At 59.7% G+C, this 16,745-nt stretch carries 31 protein-coding genes; 10 read left to right on the top strand and 21 right to left on the bottom strand.

What is annotated here, in order from left to right; translation table 11 throughout:
- From HA052_RS23230 to HA052_RS23150, 17 genes are all read right to left on the bottom strand, one after another.
- Positions 1-385, bottom strand: a 385-nt coding sequence (locus HA052_RS23230; RefSeq protein ID WP_206119021.1) for a hypothetical protein, incomplete at its 3' end; no start/stop codon positions are given.
- Positions 372-578 (bottom strand): hypothetical protein, encoded by a 207-nt coding sequence (locus HA052_RS23225; protein WP_166453811.1) that lies wholly within the window; start codon positions 576-578, stop codon positions 372-374. The genes HA052_RS23230 and HA052_RS23225, both read right to left, overlap by 14 nt.
- Positions 578-829 (bottom strand): hypothetical protein, encoded by a 252-nt coding sequence (locus tag HA052_RS23220; RefSeq protein WP_166453810.1) that lies wholly within the window; start codon positions 827-829, stop codon positions 578-580. The genes HA052_RS23225 and HA052_RS23220 overlap by 1 nt, the downstream gene beginning before the upstream one ends.
- On the bottom strand, positions 829-1,122 hold the full coding sequence (locus HA052_RS23215) for a hypothetical protein (protein WP_166453809.1): 294 nt from the start codon (positions 1,120-1,122) through the stop codon (positions 829-831). The genes HA052_RS23220 and HA052_RS23215 overlap by 1 nt, the downstream gene beginning before the upstream one ends.
- Entirely contained in the window at positions 1,122-2,033 is a 912-nt protein-coding gene (locus HA052_RS23210) for a hypothetical protein (protein ID WP_166453808.1), read from the bottom strand. Before HA052_RS23210 ends, HA052_RS23215 begins: the two co-directional genes overlap by 1 nt.
- Entirely contained in the window at positions 2,021-2,296 is a 276-nt protein-coding gene (locus HA052_RS23205) for a hypothetical protein (RefSeq protein WP_166453807.1), read from the bottom strand. Before HA052_RS23205 ends, HA052_RS23210 begins: the two co-directional genes overlap by 13 nt.
- Positions 2,293-4,446, bottom strand: coding sequence for a DNA cytosine methyltransferase (locus tag HA052_RS27765; protein ID WP_166453806.1), 2,154 nt, complete (start codon positions 4,444-4,446; stop codon positions 2,293-2,295). The genes HA052_RS23205 and HA052_RS27765 overlap by 4 nt, the downstream gene beginning before the upstream one ends.
- A complete protein-coding gene (locus HA052_RS23195) occupies positions 4,443-4,718 on the bottom strand; it encodes a hypothetical protein (protein ID WP_166453805.1) in 276 nt (91 codons plus the stop codon). The genes HA052_RS27765 and HA052_RS23195 overlap by 4 nt, the downstream gene beginning before the upstream one ends.
- Positions 4,715-5,092 (bottom strand): hypothetical protein, encoded by a 378-nt coding sequence (locus HA052_RS23190; protein ID WP_166453804.1) that lies wholly within the window; start codon positions 5,090-5,092, stop codon positions 4,715-4,717. The genes HA052_RS23195 and HA052_RS23190 overlap by 4 nt, the downstream gene beginning before the upstream one ends.
- Before the next feature lie 96 nt (positions 5,093-5,188).
- Positions 5,189-5,539 carry a hypothetical protein gene (locus HA052_RS23185; protein ID WP_166453803.1) on the bottom strand — a complete coding sequence of 117 codons (351 nt, stop codon included), beginning with the start codon at positions 5,537-5,539 and terminating at the stop codon, positions 5,189-5,191.
- A complete protein-coding gene (locus tag HA052_RS23180) occupies positions 5,536-6,270 on the bottom strand; it encodes a P-loop NTPase family protein (RefSeq protein WP_166453802.1) in 735 nt (244 codons plus the stop codon). Before HA052_RS23180 ends, HA052_RS23185 begins: the two co-directional genes overlap by 4 nt.
- A 4-nt stretch (positions 6,271-6,274) precedes the next feature.
- Positions 6,275-6,607, bottom strand: a complete 333-nt coding sequence (locus HA052_RS23175; protein ID WP_166453801.1) for a hypothetical protein — start codon at positions 6,605-6,607, stop codon at positions 6,275-6,277.
- Positions 6,608-6,674: 67 nt separating this feature from the next.
- Positions 6,675-6,914, bottom strand: coding sequence for an H-NS family nucleoid-associated regulatory protein (locus tag HA052_RS23170; RefSeq protein ID WP_166453800.1), 240 nt, complete (start codon positions 6,912-6,914; stop codon positions 6,675-6,677).
- Between the two features lie 10 nt (positions 6,915-6,924).
- Positions 6,925-7,152, bottom strand: coding sequence for a hypothetical protein (locus HA052_RS23165; RefSeq protein WP_081556825.1), 228 nt, complete (start codon positions 7,150-7,152; stop codon positions 6,925-6,927).
- Positions 7,149-7,751 (bottom strand): hypothetical protein, encoded by a 603-nt coding sequence (locus tag HA052_RS23160; protein WP_166453799.1) that lies wholly within the window; start codon positions 7,749-7,751, stop codon positions 7,149-7,151. Before HA052_RS23160 ends, HA052_RS23165 begins: the two co-directional genes overlap by 4 nt.
- Positions 7,748-8,116 carry a DUF7673 family protein gene (locus HA052_RS23155; RefSeq protein WP_166453798.1) on the bottom strand — a complete coding sequence of 123 codons (369 nt, stop codon included), beginning with the start codon at positions 8,114-8,116 and terminating at the stop codon, positions 7,748-7,750. Before HA052_RS23155 ends, HA052_RS23160 begins: the two co-directional genes overlap by 4 nt.
- Complete coding sequence (locus HA052_RS23150) at positions 8,113-8,436, bottom strand: helix-turn-helix domain-containing protein (protein WP_166453797.1); 324 nt, start codon at positions 8,434-8,436, stop codon at positions 8,113-8,115. Before HA052_RS23150 ends, HA052_RS23155 begins: the two co-directional genes overlap by 4 nt.
- A gap of 499 nt (positions 8,437-8,935) precedes the next feature.
- Here HA052_RS23150 and HA052_RS23145 point away from each other — a divergent pair, with 499 nt between their 5' ends.
- Both HA052_RS23145 and HA052_RS28280 read left to right on the top strand, forming a co-directional pair.
- Positions 8,936-9,280: a helix-turn-helix domain-containing protein gene (locus HA052_RS23145; protein WP_166453796.1), complete on the top strand. Its 345-nt coding sequence runs from the start codon at positions 8,936-8,938 to the stop codon at positions 9,278-9,280.
- A gap of 126 nt (positions 9,281-9,406) precedes the next feature.
- Entirely contained in the window at positions 9,407-9,718 is a 312-nt protein-coding gene (locus HA052_RS28280) for a helix-turn-helix domain-containing protein (RefSeq protein WP_369598571.1), read from the top strand.
- 317 nt (positions 9,719-10,035) lie between these two features.
- On the opposite strand, the gene HA052_RS23135 is transcribed toward HA052_RS28280, so the two are convergent.
- Positions 10,036-10,497, bottom strand: coding sequence for a helix-turn-helix domain-containing protein (locus HA052_RS23135; RefSeq protein ID WP_166453794.1), 462 nt, complete (start codon positions 10,495-10,497; stop codon positions 10,036-10,038).
- Between HA052_RS23135 and HA052_RS27460 the strand changes: the two genes are divergently transcribed.
- Positions 10,496-10,807 (top strand): hypothetical protein, encoded by a 312-nt coding sequence (locus HA052_RS27460; RefSeq protein WP_206119020.1) that lies wholly within the window; start codon positions 10,496-10,498, stop codon positions 10,805-10,807. The two genes, HA052_RS23135 and HA052_RS27460, sit on opposite strands and share 2 nt — an antisense overlap.
- Positions 10,808-10,984: 177 nt before the next feature.
- Here the strand turns inward: HA052_RS27460 and HA052_RS23125 are convergent, their stop codons facing one another.
- Positions 10,985-11,254 carry a hypothetical protein gene (locus HA052_RS23125; protein WP_166453793.1) on the bottom strand — a complete coding sequence of 90 codons (270 nt, stop codon included), beginning with the start codon at positions 11,252-11,254 and terminating at the stop codon, positions 10,985-10,987.
- Positions 11,255-11,526: 272 nt separating this feature from the next.
- Between HA052_RS23125 and HA052_RS23120 the strand changes: the two genes are divergently transcribed.
- From HA052_RS23120 to HA052_RS23110, 3 genes are all read left to right on the top strand, one after another.
- Entirely contained in the window at positions 11,527-12,135 is a 609-nt protein-coding gene (locus HA052_RS23120; RefSeq protein ID WP_166453792.1) for a toxin YdaT family protein, read from the top strand.
- A 129-nt stretch (positions 12,136-12,264) separates the two neighbouring features.
- Positions 12,265-12,528: a hypothetical protein gene (locus HA052_RS23115; protein WP_166453791.1), complete on the top strand. Its 264-nt coding sequence runs from the start codon at positions 12,265-12,267 to the stop codon at positions 12,526-12,528.
- Positions 12,525-12,923: a hypothetical protein gene (locus tag HA052_RS23110; protein WP_166453790.1), complete on the top strand. Its 399-nt coding sequence runs from the start codon at positions 12,525-12,527 to the stop codon at positions 12,921-12,923. The genes HA052_RS23115 and HA052_RS23110 overlap by 4 nt, the downstream gene beginning before the upstream one ends.
- Positions 12,924-12,942: 19 nt before the next feature.
- Here HA052_RS23110 and HA052_RS23105 read toward each other — a convergent pair whose 3' ends face one another.
- Positions 12,943-13,248: a hypothetical protein gene (locus HA052_RS23105; RefSeq protein WP_166453789.1), complete on the bottom strand. Its 306-nt coding sequence runs from the start codon at positions 13,246-13,248 to the stop codon at positions 12,943-12,945.
- Positions 13,249-13,275: 27 nt separating this feature from the next.
- On the bottom strand, positions 13,276-13,470 hold the full coding sequence (locus tag HA052_RS23100; RefSeq protein ID WP_166453788.1) for a hypothetical protein: 195 nt from the start codon (positions 13,468-13,470) through the stop codon (positions 13,276-13,278).
- Between the two features lie 107 nt (positions 13,471-13,577).
- On the opposite strand from HA052_RS23100, the gene HA052_RS23095 reads away from it, so the two are divergent.
- The 4 genes from HA052_RS23095 to HA052_RS23080 all read left to right on the top strand — a co-directional run bounded on the left by HA052_RS23095 (position 13,578) and on the right by HA052_RS23080 (position 16,739).
- On the top strand, positions 13,578-14,447 hold the full coding sequence (locus HA052_RS23095; RefSeq protein ID WP_166453787.1) for a hypothetical protein: 870 nt from the start codon (positions 13,578-13,580) through the stop codon (positions 14,445-14,447).
- The gene (locus HA052_RS23090) at positions 14,377-15,189 is read left to right on the top strand and encodes an ATP-binding protein (protein ID WP_346774583.1); all 813 of its coding nucleotides are present in this window, start codon (positions 14,377-14,379) and stop codon (positions 15,187-15,189) included. Before HA052_RS23095 ends, HA052_RS23090 begins: the two co-directional genes overlap by 71 nt.
- Positions 15,190-15,259: 70 nt before the next feature.
- A complete protein-coding gene (locus tag HA052_RS23085; protein WP_166453785.1) occupies positions 15,260-15,772 on the top strand; it encodes a hypothetical protein in 513 nt (170 codons plus the stop codon).
- 370 nt (positions 15,773-16,142) lie between these two features.
- Positions 16,143-16,739 (top strand): terminase small subunit, encoded by a 597-nt coding sequence (locus HA052_RS23080; protein WP_166453784.1) that lies wholly within the window; start codon positions 16,143-16,145, stop codon positions 16,737-16,739.
- Positions 16,740-16,745: the final 6 nt, after the last annotated feature.

Here is a 16,745-nt window from a genome sequence, read left to right as displayed (position 1 = left end):
GCCGCGGGCACGGCCAGCGCAGCGAGCCATCTCCGGACGGGCATGTGCAGCGTGGGGGCTCCATTGTGGCGTCGATTGCGGCGTCAAGCTTTTCTGCCCTCAGCGTGTCGCCAATCCCGTTGACTACACTCCATCTCTGCCCTCGGCGCAGCGCCCGATACCGCGCCGCGTACTGCTCCAGCTCGGCGATGCGGTCGAGAAGCGCCAGGACCCTGCCGGGGTTTGCCTCGGCGATGTAAGCCGCGTCGGCAGCCACATCAGCTGCCGGGCCGGTGAACTGCCCTGTGAATTCTTCAAGCAGGTCCTGCTTGTACCAGAATACGTCCGGCCGGTGCGCCGCTTCGGCCGCTGTGCGAAGGGTAGCGAGTAGGTCAGGGGTTAGCATATTGCTCAGTCTCCAAATGTAATTTCAGGGCGTTATTCTCGGCTTCGAGCTGCGCGATCCGGGCTTGCGCCACAACCAGCTTTCCATGCGCGGTTCGCCTCTCCGCGCGGTTCATGTTGCCAGCTATTTCCATGTAAGCATGGTGCCCCGCCATTGCGGCGCACTCTGTTGGTGACATCTTCGGCTTCTCCATCACTTGCCTTCCTGTAGCTTTTCACTTCGGCTGGCCACAAGTGCTTGCTTCCACTCCGGCCAGGTGTCGATTGTTTCGCCGGCGCTCTCCAGCGCTGCAATGAGTTCTCTCCGTCGCTGTTCGGCTTCCTGCGCCCACTCTGCTGGCGTCATGTTGATATAGCGGTGATATGCATCGCAGTGAATGCAGACTTCTGCACATGAAAGAAAGTCGCCAATGAAGCCGGTATCGCCGCATTCGTCGCACGCCATCACTCGCCAACTTTCTTTACCCAGCGCCCGGAGGATTCTGGCAGACCTAGTTTTTCTTTGGCCTCCTTCACTCCGCGCAGTGCATCCGGCACGCTGTCGCGTATCATGCTGAACAGCTCGCGCAGATCGCGCTCGAATGGCTGCATATAGTGCTGTCCAAGTTTGACGTAGAAGGCTCTCAGAAACGCGTCATCGCCGTAGCCTGCCAGCGCATCAAGCGCGCGAAGTTGCCCTTCTGTTAGTTGTAGCGTGGCGGTAATCCTAACTGCCGTATTGATCCGAATTTCCCCCATCACTCGCCCCCTTTCGCCTTGGCGGCCAGGCGCGCGCCGGCCTCTTGAGTCGGTGCGGGTGGCAGCGGTTGCCAATGGGTTGGTTTGGTCGGCCAGCACGATGGTGCGTCGTCCGCCTCTACCGATGTCTCATACCACCCGGCTTCGAACAGATCGCCATCCTCCCAGTTATCTTCGATGTGCTCCTTGGTAAACCACTGACCACGCATGGTTCTCCATTTGCCATGGCTGTTGAAGTGGCCCAGCAAGATGGTTCTGCCATCCGCCGTGGCGGTTTCAATCGGCTGCCACTTGCCCGGTTTGGGCTGTTCGACCTGGGCCGGCTGCGGCACTGTGGCGAGCAGGCCGAGTACATGGCTAAGTTTGACGAAATCCCCGTAATGGGCTTCCATCATGTCCGATATCCCGCCGCACATCGTTGTAGAGCAATAGCGCTTAAGGCTATCGATACCCAGCGCGCCCGCTAGCCGGGTGGCGGCGTTTCTTTTCAGTTGCTCCGCAACTGCTTCATTTAGTGCGTCTCGGAATGCTTTGTCGTCGGTGGCGGACTGGCAGGCGCTGGTGGGCTGCCGCATCGCCTCCTGTGGCTTGCCGTGGTTTTGAATGAACGTCTCGGCGCGGGCGCGCCATGGCGCTAGGGCGTTAACGGTTCCTGCGGGATCGCCTGAATTCGCTACGATGGCGGTAAGGGCGTCGCATACCAGTTGGATGGCTTCGATAGGGCTGGCGGTGGCGGGCGACAACTCTGCGCGGGCTTCGTCCAGTACGTTAGCCAGCTCTTCGCGGAATTCCTCCTCGGTAGGCCCGGCGGGTTCCTGGTCGTGAATGAATCTATGCAGTGCCGTGGCATTGCCGGCGGCTAAGGCTTCGGCCGCTTCTTCGTGGGTGGGCAGGTTGGTTATGTGGGGCATTTCCATTCCTCCGGTCCTTCCTCATAGATCTCGATGTTGTCCTTCTGCCAATCGCCGGTCCGGTAGAACGCGGTCGAGTGCTCCAACTCCTCGCCCAGCCGGCGAACCGCCCATGCTATGGCCTCGTGCGTTGCCGTGCGGCAGGTGAAGCCGTGGCCGGACTTCAGTACGGGGCGGTCGTAGCCGAAGATTTCTACCTTGTCGCCGGTGATGACGATGCGTAGCGGCTCGGTGGCCTCTTCCTGCTGGTTTTGCGGGTTCATGCTGCGCTCCTTTCTCGTTGTTTCATTTCGGCCCGGCTCCATGCCATCAGGTCCGGGCAGTTGGCTTTAATCAGCGCCTCCGCCGGCTTGCGCGGTACGCTGTTTCCCACCATCCGCACTTGAGCGGATTTGCTGAACTGGCGGCCGTCGTGGCCGCGATCGATGATGTAATCCGGCGGGAACGACTGGCAGCCGTACAGTTCGGGAGGCTTGAGCATGCGGAGCTTGATATCGACGATTACCCAAGGCTCGCCCTTGATCCATACCGTCACCAGCGCCAGGCGGTCACGTGTAGTGGCGGTGGGCATTGGCTGGTCCAGCCCGCTGGCGCTGTCCCCGGTGCCGTAGTAGCTGATAAGGAATGCCGCGACGCGCAGCGCGCCAACTTCGTCCTCTTGGCTCAGCGCATAGGACACAAGTGCGTGATGCTCTGCGCCGGCGGTCGCGGTCGGCATTGGCTCGCTCATTTCGCGGCCAACGCAATTGCGGCGCAGGGTTGCGAGGTGGGCGGATACCAATTGCTGTTGGCTGCCGGTGGTCGTGATCGTCGAGGCTGGGGAGTTCAGGCTATGGCCCACGGTTTCATTGAAGCCGCCGTTCGCCTGCATCATGTAAGCGGTAGCGACGTGGCGATGGTTCTCCTTCAAAATGGTGCCGAGCGGCTGGTCAATGGCCACCGGTTTGGCGCTGTAGCTTGGTCCGCCAGCCCCCACGATGATGGCGGAGGCCAGGCCGTGTTTACCTCCGCCAGCAACGACGGTGCCAAGCGGCCTCTCTATGTCGAGGGCGCGCGGCTGCTGGCCTGTCCGTTCGCCGTATCCCATCTGAACCAAAGTAGCCGCCGCCAATGCTTGGCCGCCGCAGCCGCTGGCGGTGATCGTGTTTAGCGGCTGCTCAATGTCGCGCACGCCGCTGCCCCATCGCTGCGCGCGGCCCGGCTTGCCGTCGCCGTAGGCGGCTTGCACCAAGGTCGCTGCTGCCAGTAGCTGGTTGCCCGCAGTAGTGATGGTGGGGGCGGGAGTGTTAGCGCTTTTCGGAGGGTTGCCGGTCGTGTTGGGCACAATGACGGCTGACGCCAGGGCGATTTCGCCGCGATTCGCTGCCGTGATCGTCGGAATCGGCCGCGCCGGATCGTAAACGCGGTCGCCGCCCTGGTGCGTCAGCGGCACCAATGAAGGGCTAGCCACTGCCATGCTACCGCCGCGCGGCCAAGCCGTAATCGTGCGCAGCGGGTCAGCGGTGGACTGCACGCCGTTGCGGTTGGACCAGTTCGCCAGCTCAACGATGAACGGGGCTGCGCTATCTATTACGAACTTTTTCATGCCCTTGGCGATGCGGCGCATGGTTGCGTCGGCCAGCGGCTTCTTGCGCTCGAAAATGGACTGGCCCAGGTCGGTGAAATCAATGTGGTCAGCGGCGGGCCGCCACTTCTTTTGACCTGGCGCGGGTTTCTCGTGGTGGGTTGGCTCCGGCCAGACAATCGGCCGTCCGTCGCGCCGGGCGAACAGATAAAGCCGCTCGCGGGTAGTGGCCGCGCCGTAGTCGGCCGCAACCATGGTTTTGTGCTCCACTTGATAGCCTTGCTCGCGCAGCACGCGCAAGAAGCGGCGCCAGGTGCGGCCGGTGTGCTTGGGATCGGGAATGAGGAACTGCTCTTGTACCGGCACGCGCTCGCCAAGTGCTGCTACGGTGCCGTCGAGCTTCATCACGCGCCCCGTTTGTTTGCAGCGCTTGGCGATCAGCGGCCCCCACTGTCGCATCTGCTTGACGTTCTCCATGCTGATGCTGCGCGGCTTCACCTGGCCGGCCCAGCGCGGTATTACCCAGCCCAGCGAGCGAATGGCTTTGCTGCGCGGCTGGCCGCCAACTGCCTGCGAAAAATGGGTGCAGTCCGGCGAGCCGTGAAGGTGGCCAACTGGCCGGCCGTTCGTTGCCTCGCGCGGGCAGACTTCGAAAACATCCGCGCAATAGTGGTGCGTCTGCGGATGGTTCGCCATGTGCATGGATATCGCGTCCATGTCGTGGTTGATGGCGATATCGACGTGGCGGCCGAGCGCGCTTTCAATCGCGGAGGACATGCCGCCGCCTCCGGCGAACAGGTCAACGATTATTTCGTCCGTTGTGAGCAAAGAAAACTGGTCGCGGATCATGCGGATTTTTCCGAAAAAAGATCGCCCTGGCCGGCGGTGCCTAGTGGCGTCAGGTCGCTGGCCGTGGCGATGATGGTTTGATGGGTCTCGCTGTGGACGATGAACGAGACGCCGCCGGGCTCTGCGTAGCCGCCGTTTTTGCGGCGGTGGACGGTGCGCCCGGCCAGGTGCTTCCAGTCTCCGGCCGGGCTGATGGCAAACAGGGTGTCAAACGGTAGGCGGCGGGCGTCGTCTCTTGCGGCGTCTAGATCGGCGGCGGTGCCGGGGGTCACGGGCTCACGCCATCGAGGCGCAGGAAAACGTAGTAGTCGCTGTTTTCGGGCGTGATCTGGATTGACTGATTGATCGGGTCGCGGTGAGTGCGCAGCCGGCGCCGGCTGGCCAGCGTGGTCAGCGTGGACTGGTTGAGGCCGTCGACAATCGCGCATGTCGTTGCGGAAATGTGGTCCGTAGTGCCGCTGCGGGTGGTTTGCCGCGCGCCATGTAACTGGGTTGTCACGGTGTCGATAGTGGCGCCAGGGATGCTTTTAATGTCGTTAATCAGTTCTTCTAGCTGAAAGCTGGCGGCTTTCAGGTTTTGAACCTGCACGGCCATTTGCAGGGCGGTTTGGTCTAACTGCTGTTGAACGTCAAATTTCAGTTCCATGAGCTTGGCTCCTGATGTGCCGGCAGCGCTGCCGGCGTTGGGGCGGTTGTTTCGGCGCGAAGATCAGCGCCGCCGCTGTTGCGGCGCTTGCGAGGATTAAGGCAACGGCTGGCATTGGTCTTTCAGGTCTTTCTCAACCGCTTCGGCCATGCCGGCAAGGGTGGCCAGGCTGGTGGGTTTGGGGATGATTTCGATGGCGGTCAGATAGTCTTGTTCGTTCCATTCGCCTTCCCCGTTGATCTTCAGCATTTTCCCGCCGCCGATGTCGAGGTAATCCCCAAAGCAGATGCCGTGCTTCCCCGTTGCGTTGTAAAGCGCGTCTAAGGTCGCTTTGATGTGCTCCCTGGCTTCGTCCTGGGCGGCGTAATACTGTTTGCACGCTTTTTCGGCCCCCTCTTTGAGCTTGGCCATTTTGCGGATGGTCTTGGTCAGTTCCTGGGGGCTCATGCGTTTCCCTCCTGTCCCCGCAGGATGGGCGCCAACTGGTTGAACAGGTCGTCCCATACCTGGCGCAGGCGGTGCTTAGGCATGAAGGGCCAGTCGCTGGCCAGGACTTCGGCAAACGTCAGGTTCTGCGTGGTCATCTGGCGGATGTCTTCGCCAAAACACTGGGCGTCTCGCTGGTGAATGGTGACAATCCCGGCGATGCGGTCGCGGTGGTTCTGGTAGATGCCGGATTCGTGAAACGGGGTGCCGTGGCGGTCTACCAGCGGGCCGTTGCGTTCGTTGAGCCAAACCACGATAGGCGCCGTAGTGCTGGCGATCAGGGCGTTGAGGCCGTCCACGGTGTCGTCCTGCTCCTGGCCGGCTATCAGGATGGAGTGGAGCAGCACGCGGCGCTGCATGCTGGCCAGCACTTCGAGGGCTCCCGTTTCGGCAATGTATGCCGTAGCCGGGATAAAGCTGGTGGCGCCGTTATCCACCACGGTCGCGCCCTGGTGCTGGTAGATCCATTCCACCATCGCATCAAACGCCCTGGAGTTGATTTTGTTGTTCTCCATGATGTCCAGCGGCCGGACGTTCATGGCCGTGTGGCGGGACAGCGTTTTGTTTACCGGGTCGCTGTCGATGCCCAGCGGGTTGTTATTGAGCGCTGCCTCTACTTGCATGATCAGCGATGAAACAAGGGACTTGCCGATGCCGCCCTTGCCTTGTAGGACGTGATTGCTGTTGTACATGTGCTTACCATTTCTCCCGTTTTCGGGTGTGGGTGTGGTCGTTGAAGTTGAAGCGCTTGGGACCGTCCGTGCTTGGCGTGGGCGGCAAGGGCGGCGCGAAGGTTGGGGCATGCGGCTTTCCTTTTTTGATGGCCTTCCGCGAGCGGTGCAGCGCCACGCGGAATTCGTTCAGATTCATTTGCAGGCCGGCGGCGGCTAGGGTGTTCAGAATGCTGGCGTGAGTCGCTCCGCGTTGAATGGCGGCTTCGATCTCGGGCAGTGCGGCGCGAAAGCGTGCCGCTTTGCGCTCGGCGCCCAGTTCCGCCAGCGCTTGGACCAAGCTGGGCGTCTGTTCCATGGATGTAATGTTTTGATAACGACGTGTTAAAGGGGTGTTAATGCGCCGCTAATGGTTTGATAACGGGCTAGGGTTGGTGGATGTGGGCGTCAAGGTCCGCCAGCTGGCCGCCTTGGCTCAGGTATGCCGCAACCCATGCCGGCTGTTTGCCGCGGCCGGACCACGTTAGGGCGCTGCCGTCTACGCCCATGATGAAAAGCTGTTTGTGCTGCGCTCGCGCTCTCTTGATGGTGGCGGCGGGCAGTAGGAACAGGGCAGCGCGGCCGGTGAGTTTCAGCGGTAGGGCAAGCTCAAGTTGTTCACCCATGGTCGCGGCCTCAGCGGGGGCGGACGATGCGGCGGGCCGGGCAGCTGGGCGGGGTGTCCCAGCCGTCGCCGGTGTCTTCCAGCCGGCGGCGCTCAATCGCCCGGTCTTCCAGCCGGCGCCGCGTTTCGCGGGCCTTTGCCGCGTGCTGCGGGTCTTGCTCCGCTTTGGCGAAGTGGTAAAGGGTGGCGGTGCGAACTTCGGCCACTTGGCTAGCGGCTACGCGGATAGAGATGGTCATTGTTGGCTCTCTTCGAGGTCTTCGGCGGTGACGATGTATTCGTTAATCTGAGCGACTTTGTAGAGGGTGCATTGGCAGTGCTTGCGCGCCCACTCGCCTAAAAGGACGTGTAGTTCTTCTTGGGCCTCTTTGCTCGGGTTGGGGTAGTCGTCATCGGCTTCCCCGATGGCGTCATATGCTCCATCTCTCAGGCTTTCCAGCACGCAGTCAATATCAATCCATTTGGCCGGGTCGAGGTCTTTGCGGGTGCCGTAGTAAACAATATCGCCGGCGCGAAGCTCTTCGTTGATGGCCAGTTCTGAGAAGTTCTTGTAATCGAACGCTTCGCCGTCAGCGCTCCAAAGCGCGTTGTCCGGGCGTGTTTGCTTCGGGCTGTGTTGGGCAATGGCGATCTGGCCGGCCGCGGTTACGGCGAACCACGGGGAGCCGCCGGTAATTTCGGATGCGGGATGCTCTCGCATCAGGCCGGCGCTGACCAGTTCGCGGCAGTGCGAGACGTCATCGCCGCCGGCCACGTAGTGGTTGCGGTGTTGCGAGCCGAGGCCGTATTCATTGGCGCCGACTGTGTGTTGCAGGATTTTGAGTAGTTTGGGTTTCATCGCGTGGTTTCCTTGCTGTAGTCCTTTATGCGCCAGTCTTCGGCCAGCTTTTCGAAAACTTCGCCGCCGTTTTTGAAGTGGATGTGCACCTCTTGCAAGGGACTCCAGTCCATGGCCAAGACGCGCAAGCAATCCTGAAACTGTTCGAGGTCAAGCGAGCGGAGCTCTACCAGGCCAAGCTTGAAGCGCTCGCTGTTGTAGAGGCTTAGCAAAAAGTTGGCGATGATCTTGCTTTGCCCGTGGGCGCCGTTGGCTTGAACCATCAGGCGGGCCAGGGCCGGGTGCCCTTCTTTTAGTGCCTCGGCGCGGAAGGCGTCGATTTGGCGGAGTTGTGCGAAGAATTCCAGGGCGTTGGGGGTGTTCATGCCGCCTGCTCCTCGTTGCTGGCCAGTGCTGCGGCGGCTTTGGTCTTCGCCGCCTTGGCCAGGCTCCTGTAGAGGTCCGGGTGGGTGGTCTTGAGGTAGTCCACAATCTGGACGTCCTCGCCGCGCAGCGCCGCCAGGTCGATTTGCTCGACGTAGACCAGCCGCAACAGTTCGCGGGTGGGCTTGGGCATGTTGCGGCCGGTTTCGTAGCGGCTGCCGGCGGACTGGGTGGCGCCGATGCGGGACCAGAACGCTTGTTGGGTCAGGCCGGCGGCGCGGCGGATGTTGCGGGGGTCATTGATCTTGCAGAAACGGTCCATTTGCTAATCCCTCGTTAATGGGTTGCTAACGCTGTGTAATGTTTTGCTAATGCACAAGGCCCAAAAAAAGGCCGGGCGGCCTGGGGTGTGGGTGCATCCCGCTGCGTTCTCGCGTGAAAGCGCAGTGGGATGCCGGCGGAGCTATCAGAGGAGAGCGCGCGTTAGTTGAACGTGCGTTGCGCCGCCGGCGTAGGTGCGCGCCACTGGCGCGCTGTTGGTTGTCCCGGCCGGAATGGGCCGGTGCATATTCTCGGATTGTTAAGGAGCGGAGCTGGCTCAAGGCCGGCGAGCTGAGTATCACAAATGTGTTATTTGAGGTCAACACATTGGTGTTTATTGGTGTTAAAAAGATGCTCGCTTGTGTTGCGCAAAAATCACACGTTTGTGTTATTTGCCTTGCTGGAGGATGGTGGGGCGGGGTTTGGCAGGGGTAGTGGCGTGACTGTTTGCTATCGTCTTTTGAAAGCATTCTATCGCCATGGTCGCTGAAAATGCCTAGATGAACGGAAGAGGCAAGCGGATTAGAGACGAGCGGATTGCGCGTGGGTGGTCGCAAGAAGTGCTTGGCCGAAAGGCTGGCGTGACGCGGGGTACTGTTTCGGCTCTTGAAAATGACATCAGGAAGGGGACCACCTACCTGTTGCCCTTGTCCAGGGCCCTTAATGTCACTCCGCAATGGCTTGAGACGGGTAAAGAACCCAAGCGCCCAGCTCAGGAGGCTGGTGCTGTCTACATCTCTGCTGACAGTCTTGATGATCTGGCTGAAAAGCTCCTCGATTGCGGCCCTGAAGAGGTTGGCCGCCTTGTGGCCTTGCTCCTCCAGAAGCAGGCCGCAAAACGTTAGCCCTCCTAAAATCTCATCGGGTGCTGTTGCGTGCGAGCATCACTCACTTTGCTACAAAAGTGAGCGGATGGCCTGCTATTGTAAATACTAAGTAATTCCGCTTAGCATTCGCACGTGTCAGAAGAGATGTTTCATACCCGGCTGCGGGCGGCAATAGAGGCCCGCGGCACAACCGTCATAGCCGTTGCAACTCACTTGGGAGTCAGCCGGTTTACTGTAAATCGTTGGTTAAAATCCCAAATGCCTGATGATGAGCAAATTTCTAGGCTCGCCGCATACCTAAACGTCAGCGTGGATCATTTGAAATTCGGCTCAGAGATCGACTACGAACACATGATGCGGTGTCAGATTTTGTTTGCACTGTCTACTGATCTTGAGACTAGGCATGTGGACGCTATGATCGTCCTTGCTGAGGGGTTGCTTGCAACAAAAGTGTAGCAAAAATACACAGTTTACAATCTGTACTGATTTCCCTTGTGGCCCTGCCTGGCCGTATTCTATGCCTATAGCCTGAATTAAAGGCTGCATAAAAATACGGAGTAGAAATGACTTGCAATGGAAGTGCGGCTGCACCTTGTATTCATGCTCAAAAGTGCCACCTCTACAAATCAGAAAGTAGTCGTCTCGCCCCTGATGGCAACCTAGTTGCGCAGTTGCTTATCAATTTTTTGGAGGGTGGGGAGTTTACTGTTCAGAAGGTGGGGGATGCTGAGGTGATAATGAAGATGTTCGAAAAGTAAGAAAAAGGCTCCGTTTTATGGGGCCTTTTTCTTTGCTGCGTGTTCAAGGGCCTTGGCAAAAAAATCGTGCAGTTGGTCTGTTCCTAATCCGCCGATGGCTTTTGCAAGCTCGTCAAGGTTTTTGGCTGTAAAAACTTCTGGTGGCCCTAGCTCCGGGTTTGTCTCCAATGCGATTTCTTTTTCGCCTTCTCCTGTCTCCAGCCACTCGTACCTAACGCGGAGGGCCCGCGCCAGTTCGAGAGTGTATCTTGAAGATCCGTTTCGATTCTCTATGTTGCCAATCGTTGACTGGTGCTTTGCTCCGATCAGCTTGGCCAGGTCAGCTTGACTCATGCCCAGCTCGGTTCTGCGAGCTCGGACTCTTTCGCCGTATGTGTTCATGCACGACATCGTAGCTACTTCATCAAACACGATGGTGTTGTGATGTGTGGATGATGTGTTGCCATTAAAAACACATATGTGTTGTAATGCGCGCATGGACTGGACTCTCATTATTTCATCACTCGTTTCGCTTGGTGTTGATCGCGAGACGATTGCCAATGAAGTTGGCTGCTCTCGATCTCTTGTCAACGCGTTGGCGCAAGGGAAGAGAGGGAAGCGGCTTTCATACGAAATTGGCACCAAGCTACTTGGCTTGCAAGAGCGAGTCGCAGCTAAGAACGCCGGTTATGAGCAGCCGCTTGACCCATTTGTAAAAGGTGGTGTGCGTGGTGGCTTGACGGCCTCTTCTGAGTTCGAGTTTCCCCCTCGGCGGCCACTGACCGGGCCGGCGAGCTTTGCCGGCTGACTCCGGCGCTAAACGTCTGGTGGCTAATTATGTGTAAACAATATTGTTCTTGTGAGTATAGGTGTGAGTTGATCAGGTTAAAGCAAGCCAAGCTCAGGATGGAGCAAGCCCGGCTGGAGCAGAGGAAGAGCGAGGTCCGCCAGGCTTGGCATCCGTTACAGGAGAAGGCGCTAGAGGTTAAGTGTGCGTTGATGGCCCTTGAGGTGGAGCGGGATTTGATAGTTCTTGGTCGAGAACGAATCGAATGTCTTCCAGCTTCATAGCGAACACGTCACGCGGTAACCAGTGAAACTTGTGAATGAGGTAGTAGTGGACCGCCTCTAGGCCGTCTAGGCCAACGTAGCCTTCTCTTTCGGCGATTCTGTCGCCGAGCAGGATTAAGTGGTAGTTGAGTTCGCCCTCGGCGAGGGCAAGTTTTTTGCGGATTTGGTTCCGTTCATCGTCCATGTTTTATCGCCTATCTGTTGGTGGTAAGCGTCCTTTTCTAAGGACATGGACATGTTAGTGGTTGGTCTTGTTATTGCATAGGGATGAGGAGTGGTTGTGAACAAGCATGTGGCTAATTGGTGGTGTGGCGCTTCCATGTTGCGTCCTCTCTCTTTTGATTTTCCCCCTCGGCGGCCACTGACCGGGCCGGCGAGCTTTGCCGGCTGACTCCGGCTTTTTTATTCCGTGTGTGGCTGTGACCAGCAGCCGCAGTAACTATAGCGAGTGACTAAATGAAAAGCTTGCGTGTCGTGCCGCAACAAACGCTGATTAGCGCGCTGCGGGAAAAGGTGTTGGCCTGGCGCCAGGGCGAGGGGCTGACGATTGAGGCGGTGGCGATTGAGATCGTCAAGCACTACTACGACAACCGCTATAACGCGATGCTGGACATTGAGTTCCAGACCGGCGAGGGCGGGGACGTGTACCGCGCGGCGCGCTCGAACGCGGACCGCATCAGCCGCTGGCTGGATGATGTGGGCAAGACCAATGTGTTGTTGCCGGCCAATCTGGTCCCGGTGGTGATGGGGGCTTTGCCGATGCGCTGGCGCCTGGCCTTCGCCGCTGATCTGCTGGCGCCGCTGGGCCTGGAGGTGTCGATTGCCAAGACGTCGGCGGTGGAAGCCTCCTTGTCTTGCCTGCTGGCCTCGCTGGCCAAGGAGAGCGGGGAAGGTATCGCCGCCTTCGGCCAGTTGCTGGAGCGGACCAACCCGGCGGCGTTGCAGGAAGCGTTGATCGAACTGGAAGAGGGCGGCGCCGCAATGGCGAAGGCCAAGGCCATGGTTTTGCAGCTGCTGGAGGCGAGCAAATGTCAGGGCAACGCGAATTCCAGAAGCGCCGGTTGATGCAGCAGCGCGCCCGGTTCCGGCATGCGCCGTCCCGTCTCAAAGAAGACGAGCGCCGCCGGATGCTGGACGACGCACTAGCGCTGCTGGATGGCCTGGCGCGGGATCGGGCCGAGGAGGCGCGGCGACGTGGCGGATAGCGGGCTGGTTGAATGGGTGCTGGAGAGCGGCGACCCGGACAAGGACGCCGCTTATCTGAACGCCCTACGCGGCAGCCACGGCGGCACAGCGCACCGGCTGCGCGAGATTAGACGCCTGGCGCTGGTTCATGGCGATGGCTACCGGATGAATGTTGAGCGCGCGCTGAGTGGGGGTGTGCCTCAGTTGGCGGCGGAGATGAGGAACGGCGGGCGTAATGAGGCGCTGGCCATTTTGGGAAAGGGTGGGAAATGACTGGAAGTGATGGTTGGCCTAATCGTAGTGAAGTGGTGGCGGCCCTGCGTGATCTGAAGTCGCTTTTGGATATGCAGAAGCCTGATAGTTTGTTCCACCCTGGCGGCATTGACGCTCGCCAAAGTGTGGCTTACCAGCGTGCCGGCGAGTTGTTGGAGCGTTTTGAGGCGCCCAAGGAAGACCCGGTAGTGGCGCTGTGGCTGGTGAGGGTAGACCCGGACGGCGTTTGGCTGCGCCGTCTGGGTGGGGATGGCTCGAAATTGCCTTTGGCCGGCCATGTGATGGAGAGCTACACCTATTTACCTCCTGATCGTGCCGTAAAGGCGATGGAGCAGGTTATCCAAGGTTTTGAACTACCACGTCACCTTTTCCGGCGCGAAAGGCCGTCTCCTTAAGTTCCGGTCTAGGGGATGACTACGAGCGGTTTAGGACGCTGGAGATATTGCCTATTGCCGCCAGGGCTGCGACGCAATGCTCGCTTTGGCTAAGGTTGTTGTTGACGTCATAGCCGGCCATTGCGCCAAAGGCCCATAGCGCTTTGCCGACAGCTTCAAGGAGGTAGCCATCTTCGTTCAGGTCTTCATTGATGAAGGCTTCAAGGTCTGAAAGAAGCCAACGTGCGGCGCTGTAAAGGCTTGCCCTCTCCGCAGGTGTGGGGGCTTCTTTCAGGTCTTTGGCGAGTTGCTCCAGTGCCTTGATGACAAGCTGGGGGTCGTTCATGAGGGGCTCCTATCGTTGTGGTGTCGGTTACCTATTAGAAGTGTTTTCCACCTTTAGGTAGTGCTGATAGAGGGTGTTATGGAGAGAAGCGATGTAAGAGCCAAGGGCATGTCCGGTTTTGAGGTTGTCGGCTTTCGCGCCGATTGCAGTGAAAAAGCCGGGGTTGGCAAGAATGATTCTGAGGTTGGTTTGAGCGTTGGCCTCTGCATCGTGTGGACTCATGGATAGCTCCTAGTGTTGTGGACATTGGCAAAATGCCAAGGGGATTGTATCGGTCTGATGGCAATGTACAAGCGATATGGGTCAATGAATTGAGGTGGGGGTGGGTAATGAATATTTTGCTATCCGAAGATGAGCAGGGGGCGTTGGCCGGGTGCAGCCTGGAGGCTATGCGCCTTTATGTGCTGGGGCTGCGGCCAGAGGTGGATATCCGCACCGGGCTGGTGGGTAGAGGGTTTGCCGTCAGCCGGGCGCAGCTGGCCATCAATATCCAGTTTGCTCCGCCGCGTGGGAGTCAGCGCGCGCCCTGGAAGCCGTCGCTCCGGCAATTGGATGCACTGGTGGACGAGTTGGCCCGTGAGGGGCTGGCCAAGAGGGTTTCAACCGTGCATGAGGTCAAGAAACTGGTTTTGAAGCTGCCCTTGGTGTTATTGCGTCCGCAGGAGGAGGGGGACATGAACGGGAATGATGAACCGGACATGAACGGGAGTCCGAATAGTCAGCCGCCGCAAGGGTTTGGCGGCGTGGCGGGGTCTGATGAACTGGACGCCTTGGCCAAGCATGAGGCGGACATATCGGAGATATCTGTTGATATAGATATACCCCGCGCGTGCGCTCGCGAGAGCGAGCTTACGGCGGCGGCCAGTAAGTTGGGGGTATCTGGTGATATCCCCGGCTGGGTGGTGGCAGGGGTGACGCCGGCCATCTTGAAGCTGGCTGTAATGCGTACTAGGCAGCATGTCCGTGCCCCTCGGCGGATTCCCGCCAGTTACCTGGCGCAGGTGCTGGAAACGGTGCTGGAAGGGCAGGAAAGGCCCGTCCGGCCGACTGCGAAGTCAACGGCCAGTGTTGGCAAGTCGGCCAGGCAGGGGAATCGTTGGGTGAGGGTGGCTCCGGACTGTGCGTTTGATGGGCTGCCGCCAGTATCCGGCAATCTGCCGCCGGAAGCGGCTGGGAGCGGGGATGAATGGATTGAGTGAGTTTGTAGAGTATTTCCCGCGCGCTGCCGCACGGCGTGGCCTGGCTGTTGTTCCTGGGTATTGTGACGCTCATGGGTCGTTTGAGGCGATTGCGCCAGCTGGCCGCCGCCCGGTTTGCCCGCGGTGCACCGAGGAAAAAGAGCGTCTTCAGGAAGTCGAGAGACGGCGGGCGAGCATGCTCCGACAGGCGGGCGTCCCTGGTAGGTTCGCTGTGGCGACGTTCAGCCAGTTGGAAAGGGTGTGCGATGAGCAGGCGGCCGTTATCGCAAGCTTTAAGCGCTGGGTGGCCGGCGTGGGCCGTGGGGAGGTTTGCTCAAATGCGGTTTTATTGGGCAAAACGGGAACGGGCAAAACTCACATGTCTTGTGCGGCGGTGCTGGCGCTGATTCGAGGTTGCGGCATTCGGGCGCGCTATGTGACGTCAGAGCAGGTCAAGCGGGAGGTGTGTGAAAGCTGGGGCGGCGGCGGCGAATCGGAGTCGCGGGTGCTGGAGCGCTACGGCGCTTACCCCGTGCTGGTGCTGGATGAGGTGGATATTCTGGACGAGAGGGGGCCGGGGCTGCGGGTGCTGAACTCGGTGATTGACAAGCGTAGCGGGGAGCAGCGGCCGACGGTGTTTATCTCGAATCAGGATCAAGCTTCGCTGCAAGAGTTGCTGGGGCGGCGGGCGGTGAGCCGGATGTTTGAAAACGCTTTGATCATGCATTGCCCTTGGGATGACTACCGCGCCCGCAAGGCGTGATAAAATCACGGCACAAATAAAGCCCGGCTTGATCGGGCTAGGGGTTCCCGCTCGGTCTGTGGGGAATACTATGTCTGTTGAAGTTGTGAATGTTGTGCGCTGGGCTATCGAGTTTTTGCAGTCCGGCGGCGTGGGTGCCGTGCAGTATGGCGGCGGCGCTGCTGGGTGGCGGGATGGCTCGGGCGCGTCTGGCAGGATTGAGGCGCAGCGGGTGAATGACGCCCTGGTGGCGTTGCCGCCTGCTCAGCTGCTGGCAATGTTGGCCAAGGTCCACGCGGATGATATCCGCCAGGGGCCGCCGGTGTGGAAGGACTTGTGTTCGTTCGTCAGGGCGAGTTGTCCGGAAGCGTTCGAACGGTTCGGGCCGGAGGCTGGGGCCTGGCTGGTGCGTAAGTGGATGCGGCGCGATGACGGCAGTTGGCGCGAGTTTGCGCGGCTGTTTGGCGGATCGCCGCCCACGGCAAGCAGGTTCTTCGAAACGGTGGTTGCGCCCGTGCTGGATGGCTGGTTCATTGCGGCCAAGGGCGAACTGGAAGTGGTGATCGAGCAAGTATTTGCTGGAGAGCTTCCAATTGCCGCTTGACAGCCGGCCGAATTTTTCAAATAATCCGTCCTGTCACCAGCCATAGGTGCGTCCAAAGCCCGAGTTAACCGCTCGGGCTTTTTGCATTTCTGGTTGTTGATTGCGTGTGCTTCTCCTTTGCGTGCCTCTCCTGCGCCCCGGTCCAGTCTCTGGCCGGGGCGTGGCTTTTTGGGGTGTGGCCGGTGGGGCGCCGAGCGGTTTTTGCGAGGTCCGGCGGCGAGGTCCGGCCGGGTAGCCAGCAGGATCGCGGGGGACCCTGGCAGGGTTCAACGAGTACGGGGCTGTGGACCCGCAAGGCTTTGCTAGCGGCTGGCCTTGAAAGTTAGTGAAATTTCACCGCAGTGAAATGAGGTGAATTCGAGGTGAAAAAATGGCGTACCTGAGCAAGAAAGCATTTGCGGATTCGCAAGGCTGGGCGCCTAGCTATGTCAGCAAGTTGGCGAGCCAGGGCCGGCTAGTGATGGCGTCGGATGGCAAGAAAGTGGATGTGGAAGCTACGCTGGCCAAGATAGGCAAGACGGCGGACCCGTCGAAGGCTGGGGTGGCTGATCGCCACCGCGCAGCACGGATAAAGCGCGAGGTATACGCGAGTGATAGCGATGAGCCGCCGCAGGATGTTGCGCCGGCTCCGCCTGTGGGTGGCCCGCCGCCGGCGTTGATGGACGCGATAGATTTTCAGGCCGCCAGGGCGGCAAAAGAATACTACTCGGCGCTGACGATCAAGGCCGAGTACGAGCGTTCTTGTGGGAACACGGTGGAGCGCCAGGCTGTCGAGGCTGCGGCATTCCGCGGTGGGCGCCTGATGCGTGACTCGCTGTTGGGTCTTCCGCCGCAAATCGCCAATGAGCTGGCGAACATGACGGACTCTTGGGAGATCGAGCGCTATTTGGCGGATCGCCTGCGCCAGGTGTTGACCGATGCGACCCGGCTAGGGGAGGACGAATTGAAGAAGGCGATGAAAGCCTGACGAGTG

Source organism: Chromobacterium fluminis (assembly GCF_011602385.1).
Lineage (GTDB): Bacteria > Pseudomonadota > Gammaproteobacteria > Burkholderiales > Chromobacteriaceae > Chromobacterium > Chromobacterium fluminis.
This window is presented reverse-complemented; position numbering and strand designations above follow the sequence as displayed.

What these genes read in the sequence shown, in the direction of transcription:
- HA052_RS23185 (WP_166453803.1), bottom strand. Translation starts at nt 5,539, where the DNA reads ATGAGCCCCCAGGAACTGACCAAGACCATCCGCAAAATGGCCAAGCTC.
- HA052_RS23160 (WP_166453799.1), bottom strand. Translation starts at nt 7,751, where the DNA reads ATGAAACCCAAACTACTCAAAATCCTGCAACACACAGTCGGCGCCAAT.
- HA052_RS23085 (WP_166453785.1), top strand. Translation starts at nt 15,260, where the DNA reads ATGTCTGTTGAAGTTGTGAATGTTGTGCGCTGGGCTATCGAGTTTTTG.
- HA052_RS23105 (WP_166453789.1), bottom strand. Translation starts at nt 13,248, where the DNA reads ATGAACGACCCCCAGCTTGTCATCAAGGCACTGGAGCAACTCGCCAAA.
- HA052_RS23155 (WP_166453798.1), bottom strand. Translation starts at nt 8,116, where the DNA reads ATGAACACCCCCAACGCCCTGGAATTCTTCGCACAACTCCGCCAAATC.
- HA052_RS23135 (WP_166453794.1), bottom strand. Translation starts at nt 10,497, where the DNA reads ATGCGCGCATTACAACACATATGTGTTTTTAATGGCAACACATCATCC.
- HA052_RS23150 (WP_166453797.1), bottom strand. Translation starts at nt 8,436, where the DNA reads ATGGACCGTTTCTGCAAGATCAATGACCCCCGCAACATCCGCCGCGCC.
- HA052_RS27765 (WP_166453806.1), bottom strand. Translation starts at nt 4,446, where the DNA reads ATGATCCGCGACCAGTTTTCTTTGCTCACAACGGACGAAATAATCGTT.
- HA052_RS23175 (WP_166453801.1), bottom strand. Translation starts at nt 6,607, where the DNA reads ATGGAACAGACGCCCAGCTTGGTCCAAGCGCTGGCGGAACTGGGCGCC.
- HA052_RS23080 (WP_166453784.1), top strand. Translation starts at nt 16,143, where the DNA reads ATGGCGTACCTGAGCAAGAAAGCATTTGCGGATTCGCAAGGCTGGGCG.
- HA052_RS23215 (WP_166453809.1), bottom strand. Translation starts at nt 1,122, where the DNA reads ATGGGGGAAATTCGGATCAATACGGCAGTTAGGATTACCGCCACGCTA.
- HA052_RS23145 (WP_166453796.1), top strand. Translation starts at nt 8,936, where the DNA reads ATGAACGGAAGAGGCAAGCGGATTAGAGACGAGCGGATTGCGCGTGGG.
- HA052_RS23095 (WP_166453787.1), top strand. Translation starts at nt 13,578, where the DNA reads ATGAATATTTTGCTATCCGAAGATGAGCAGGGGGCGTTGGCCGGGTGC.
- HA052_RS23220 (WP_166453810.1), bottom strand. Translation starts at nt 829, where the DNA reads ATGGCGTGCGACGAATGCGGCGATACCGGCTTCATTGGCGACTTTCTT.
- HA052_RS23100 (WP_166453788.1), bottom strand. Translation starts at nt 13,470, where the DNA reads ATGAGTCCACACGATGCAGAGGCCAACGCTCAAACCAACCTCAGAATC.
- HA052_RS28280 (WP_369598571.1), top strand. Translation starts at nt 9,407, where the DNA reads ATGTTTCATACCCGGCTGCGGGCGGCAATAGAGGCCCGCGGCACAACC.
- HA052_RS23120 (WP_166453792.1), top strand. Translation starts at nt 11,527, where the DNA reads ATGAAAAGCTTGCGTGTCGTGCCGCAACAAACGCTGATTAGCGCGCTG.
- HA052_RS23180 (WP_166453802.1), bottom strand. Translation starts at nt 6,270, where the DNA reads ATGTACAACAGCAATCACGTCCTACAAGGCAAGGGCGGCATCGGCAAG.
- HA052_RS23205 (WP_166453807.1), bottom strand. Translation starts at nt 2,296, where the DNA reads ATGAACCCGCAAAACCAGCAGGAAGAGGCCACCGAGCCGCTACGCATC.
- HA052_RS23165 (WP_081556825.1), bottom strand. Translation starts at nt 7,152, where the DNA reads ATGACCATCTCTATCCGCGTAGCCGCTAGCCAAGTGGCCGAAGTTCGC.
- HA052_RS23190 (WP_166453804.1), bottom strand. Translation starts at nt 5,092, where the DNA reads ATGGAACTGAAATTTGACGTTCAACAGCAGTTAGACCAAACCGCCCTG.
- HA052_RS23090 (WP_346774583.1), top strand. Translation starts at nt 14,377, where the DNA reads ATGGGCTGCCGCCAGTATCCGGCAATCTGCCGCCGGAAGCGGCTGGGA.
- HA052_RS23125 (WP_166453793.1), bottom strand. Translation starts at nt 11,254, where the DNA reads ATGGACGATGAACGGAACCAAATCCGCAAAAAACTTGCCCTCGCCGAG.
- HA052_RS27460 (WP_206119020.1), top strand. Translation starts at nt 10,496, where the DNA reads ATGGACTGGACTCTCATTATTTCATCACTCGTTTCGCTTGGTGTTGAT.
- HA052_RS23170 (WP_166453800.1), bottom strand. Translation starts at nt 6,914, where the DNA reads ATGGGTGAACAACTTGAGCTTGCCCTACCGCTGAAACTCACCGGCCGC.
- HA052_RS23110 (WP_166453790.1), top strand. Translation starts at nt 12,525, where the DNA reads ATGACTGGAAGTGATGGTTGGCCTAATCGTAGTGAAGTGGTGGCGGCC.
- HA052_RS23210 (WP_166453808.1), bottom strand. Translation starts at nt 2,033, where the DNA reads ATGCCCCACATAACCAACCTGCCCACCCACGAAGAAGCGGCCGAAGCC.
- HA052_RS23225 (WP_166453811.1), bottom strand. Translation starts at nt 578, where the DNA reads ATGGAGAAGCCGAAGATGTCACCAACAGAGTGCGCCGCAATGGCGGGG.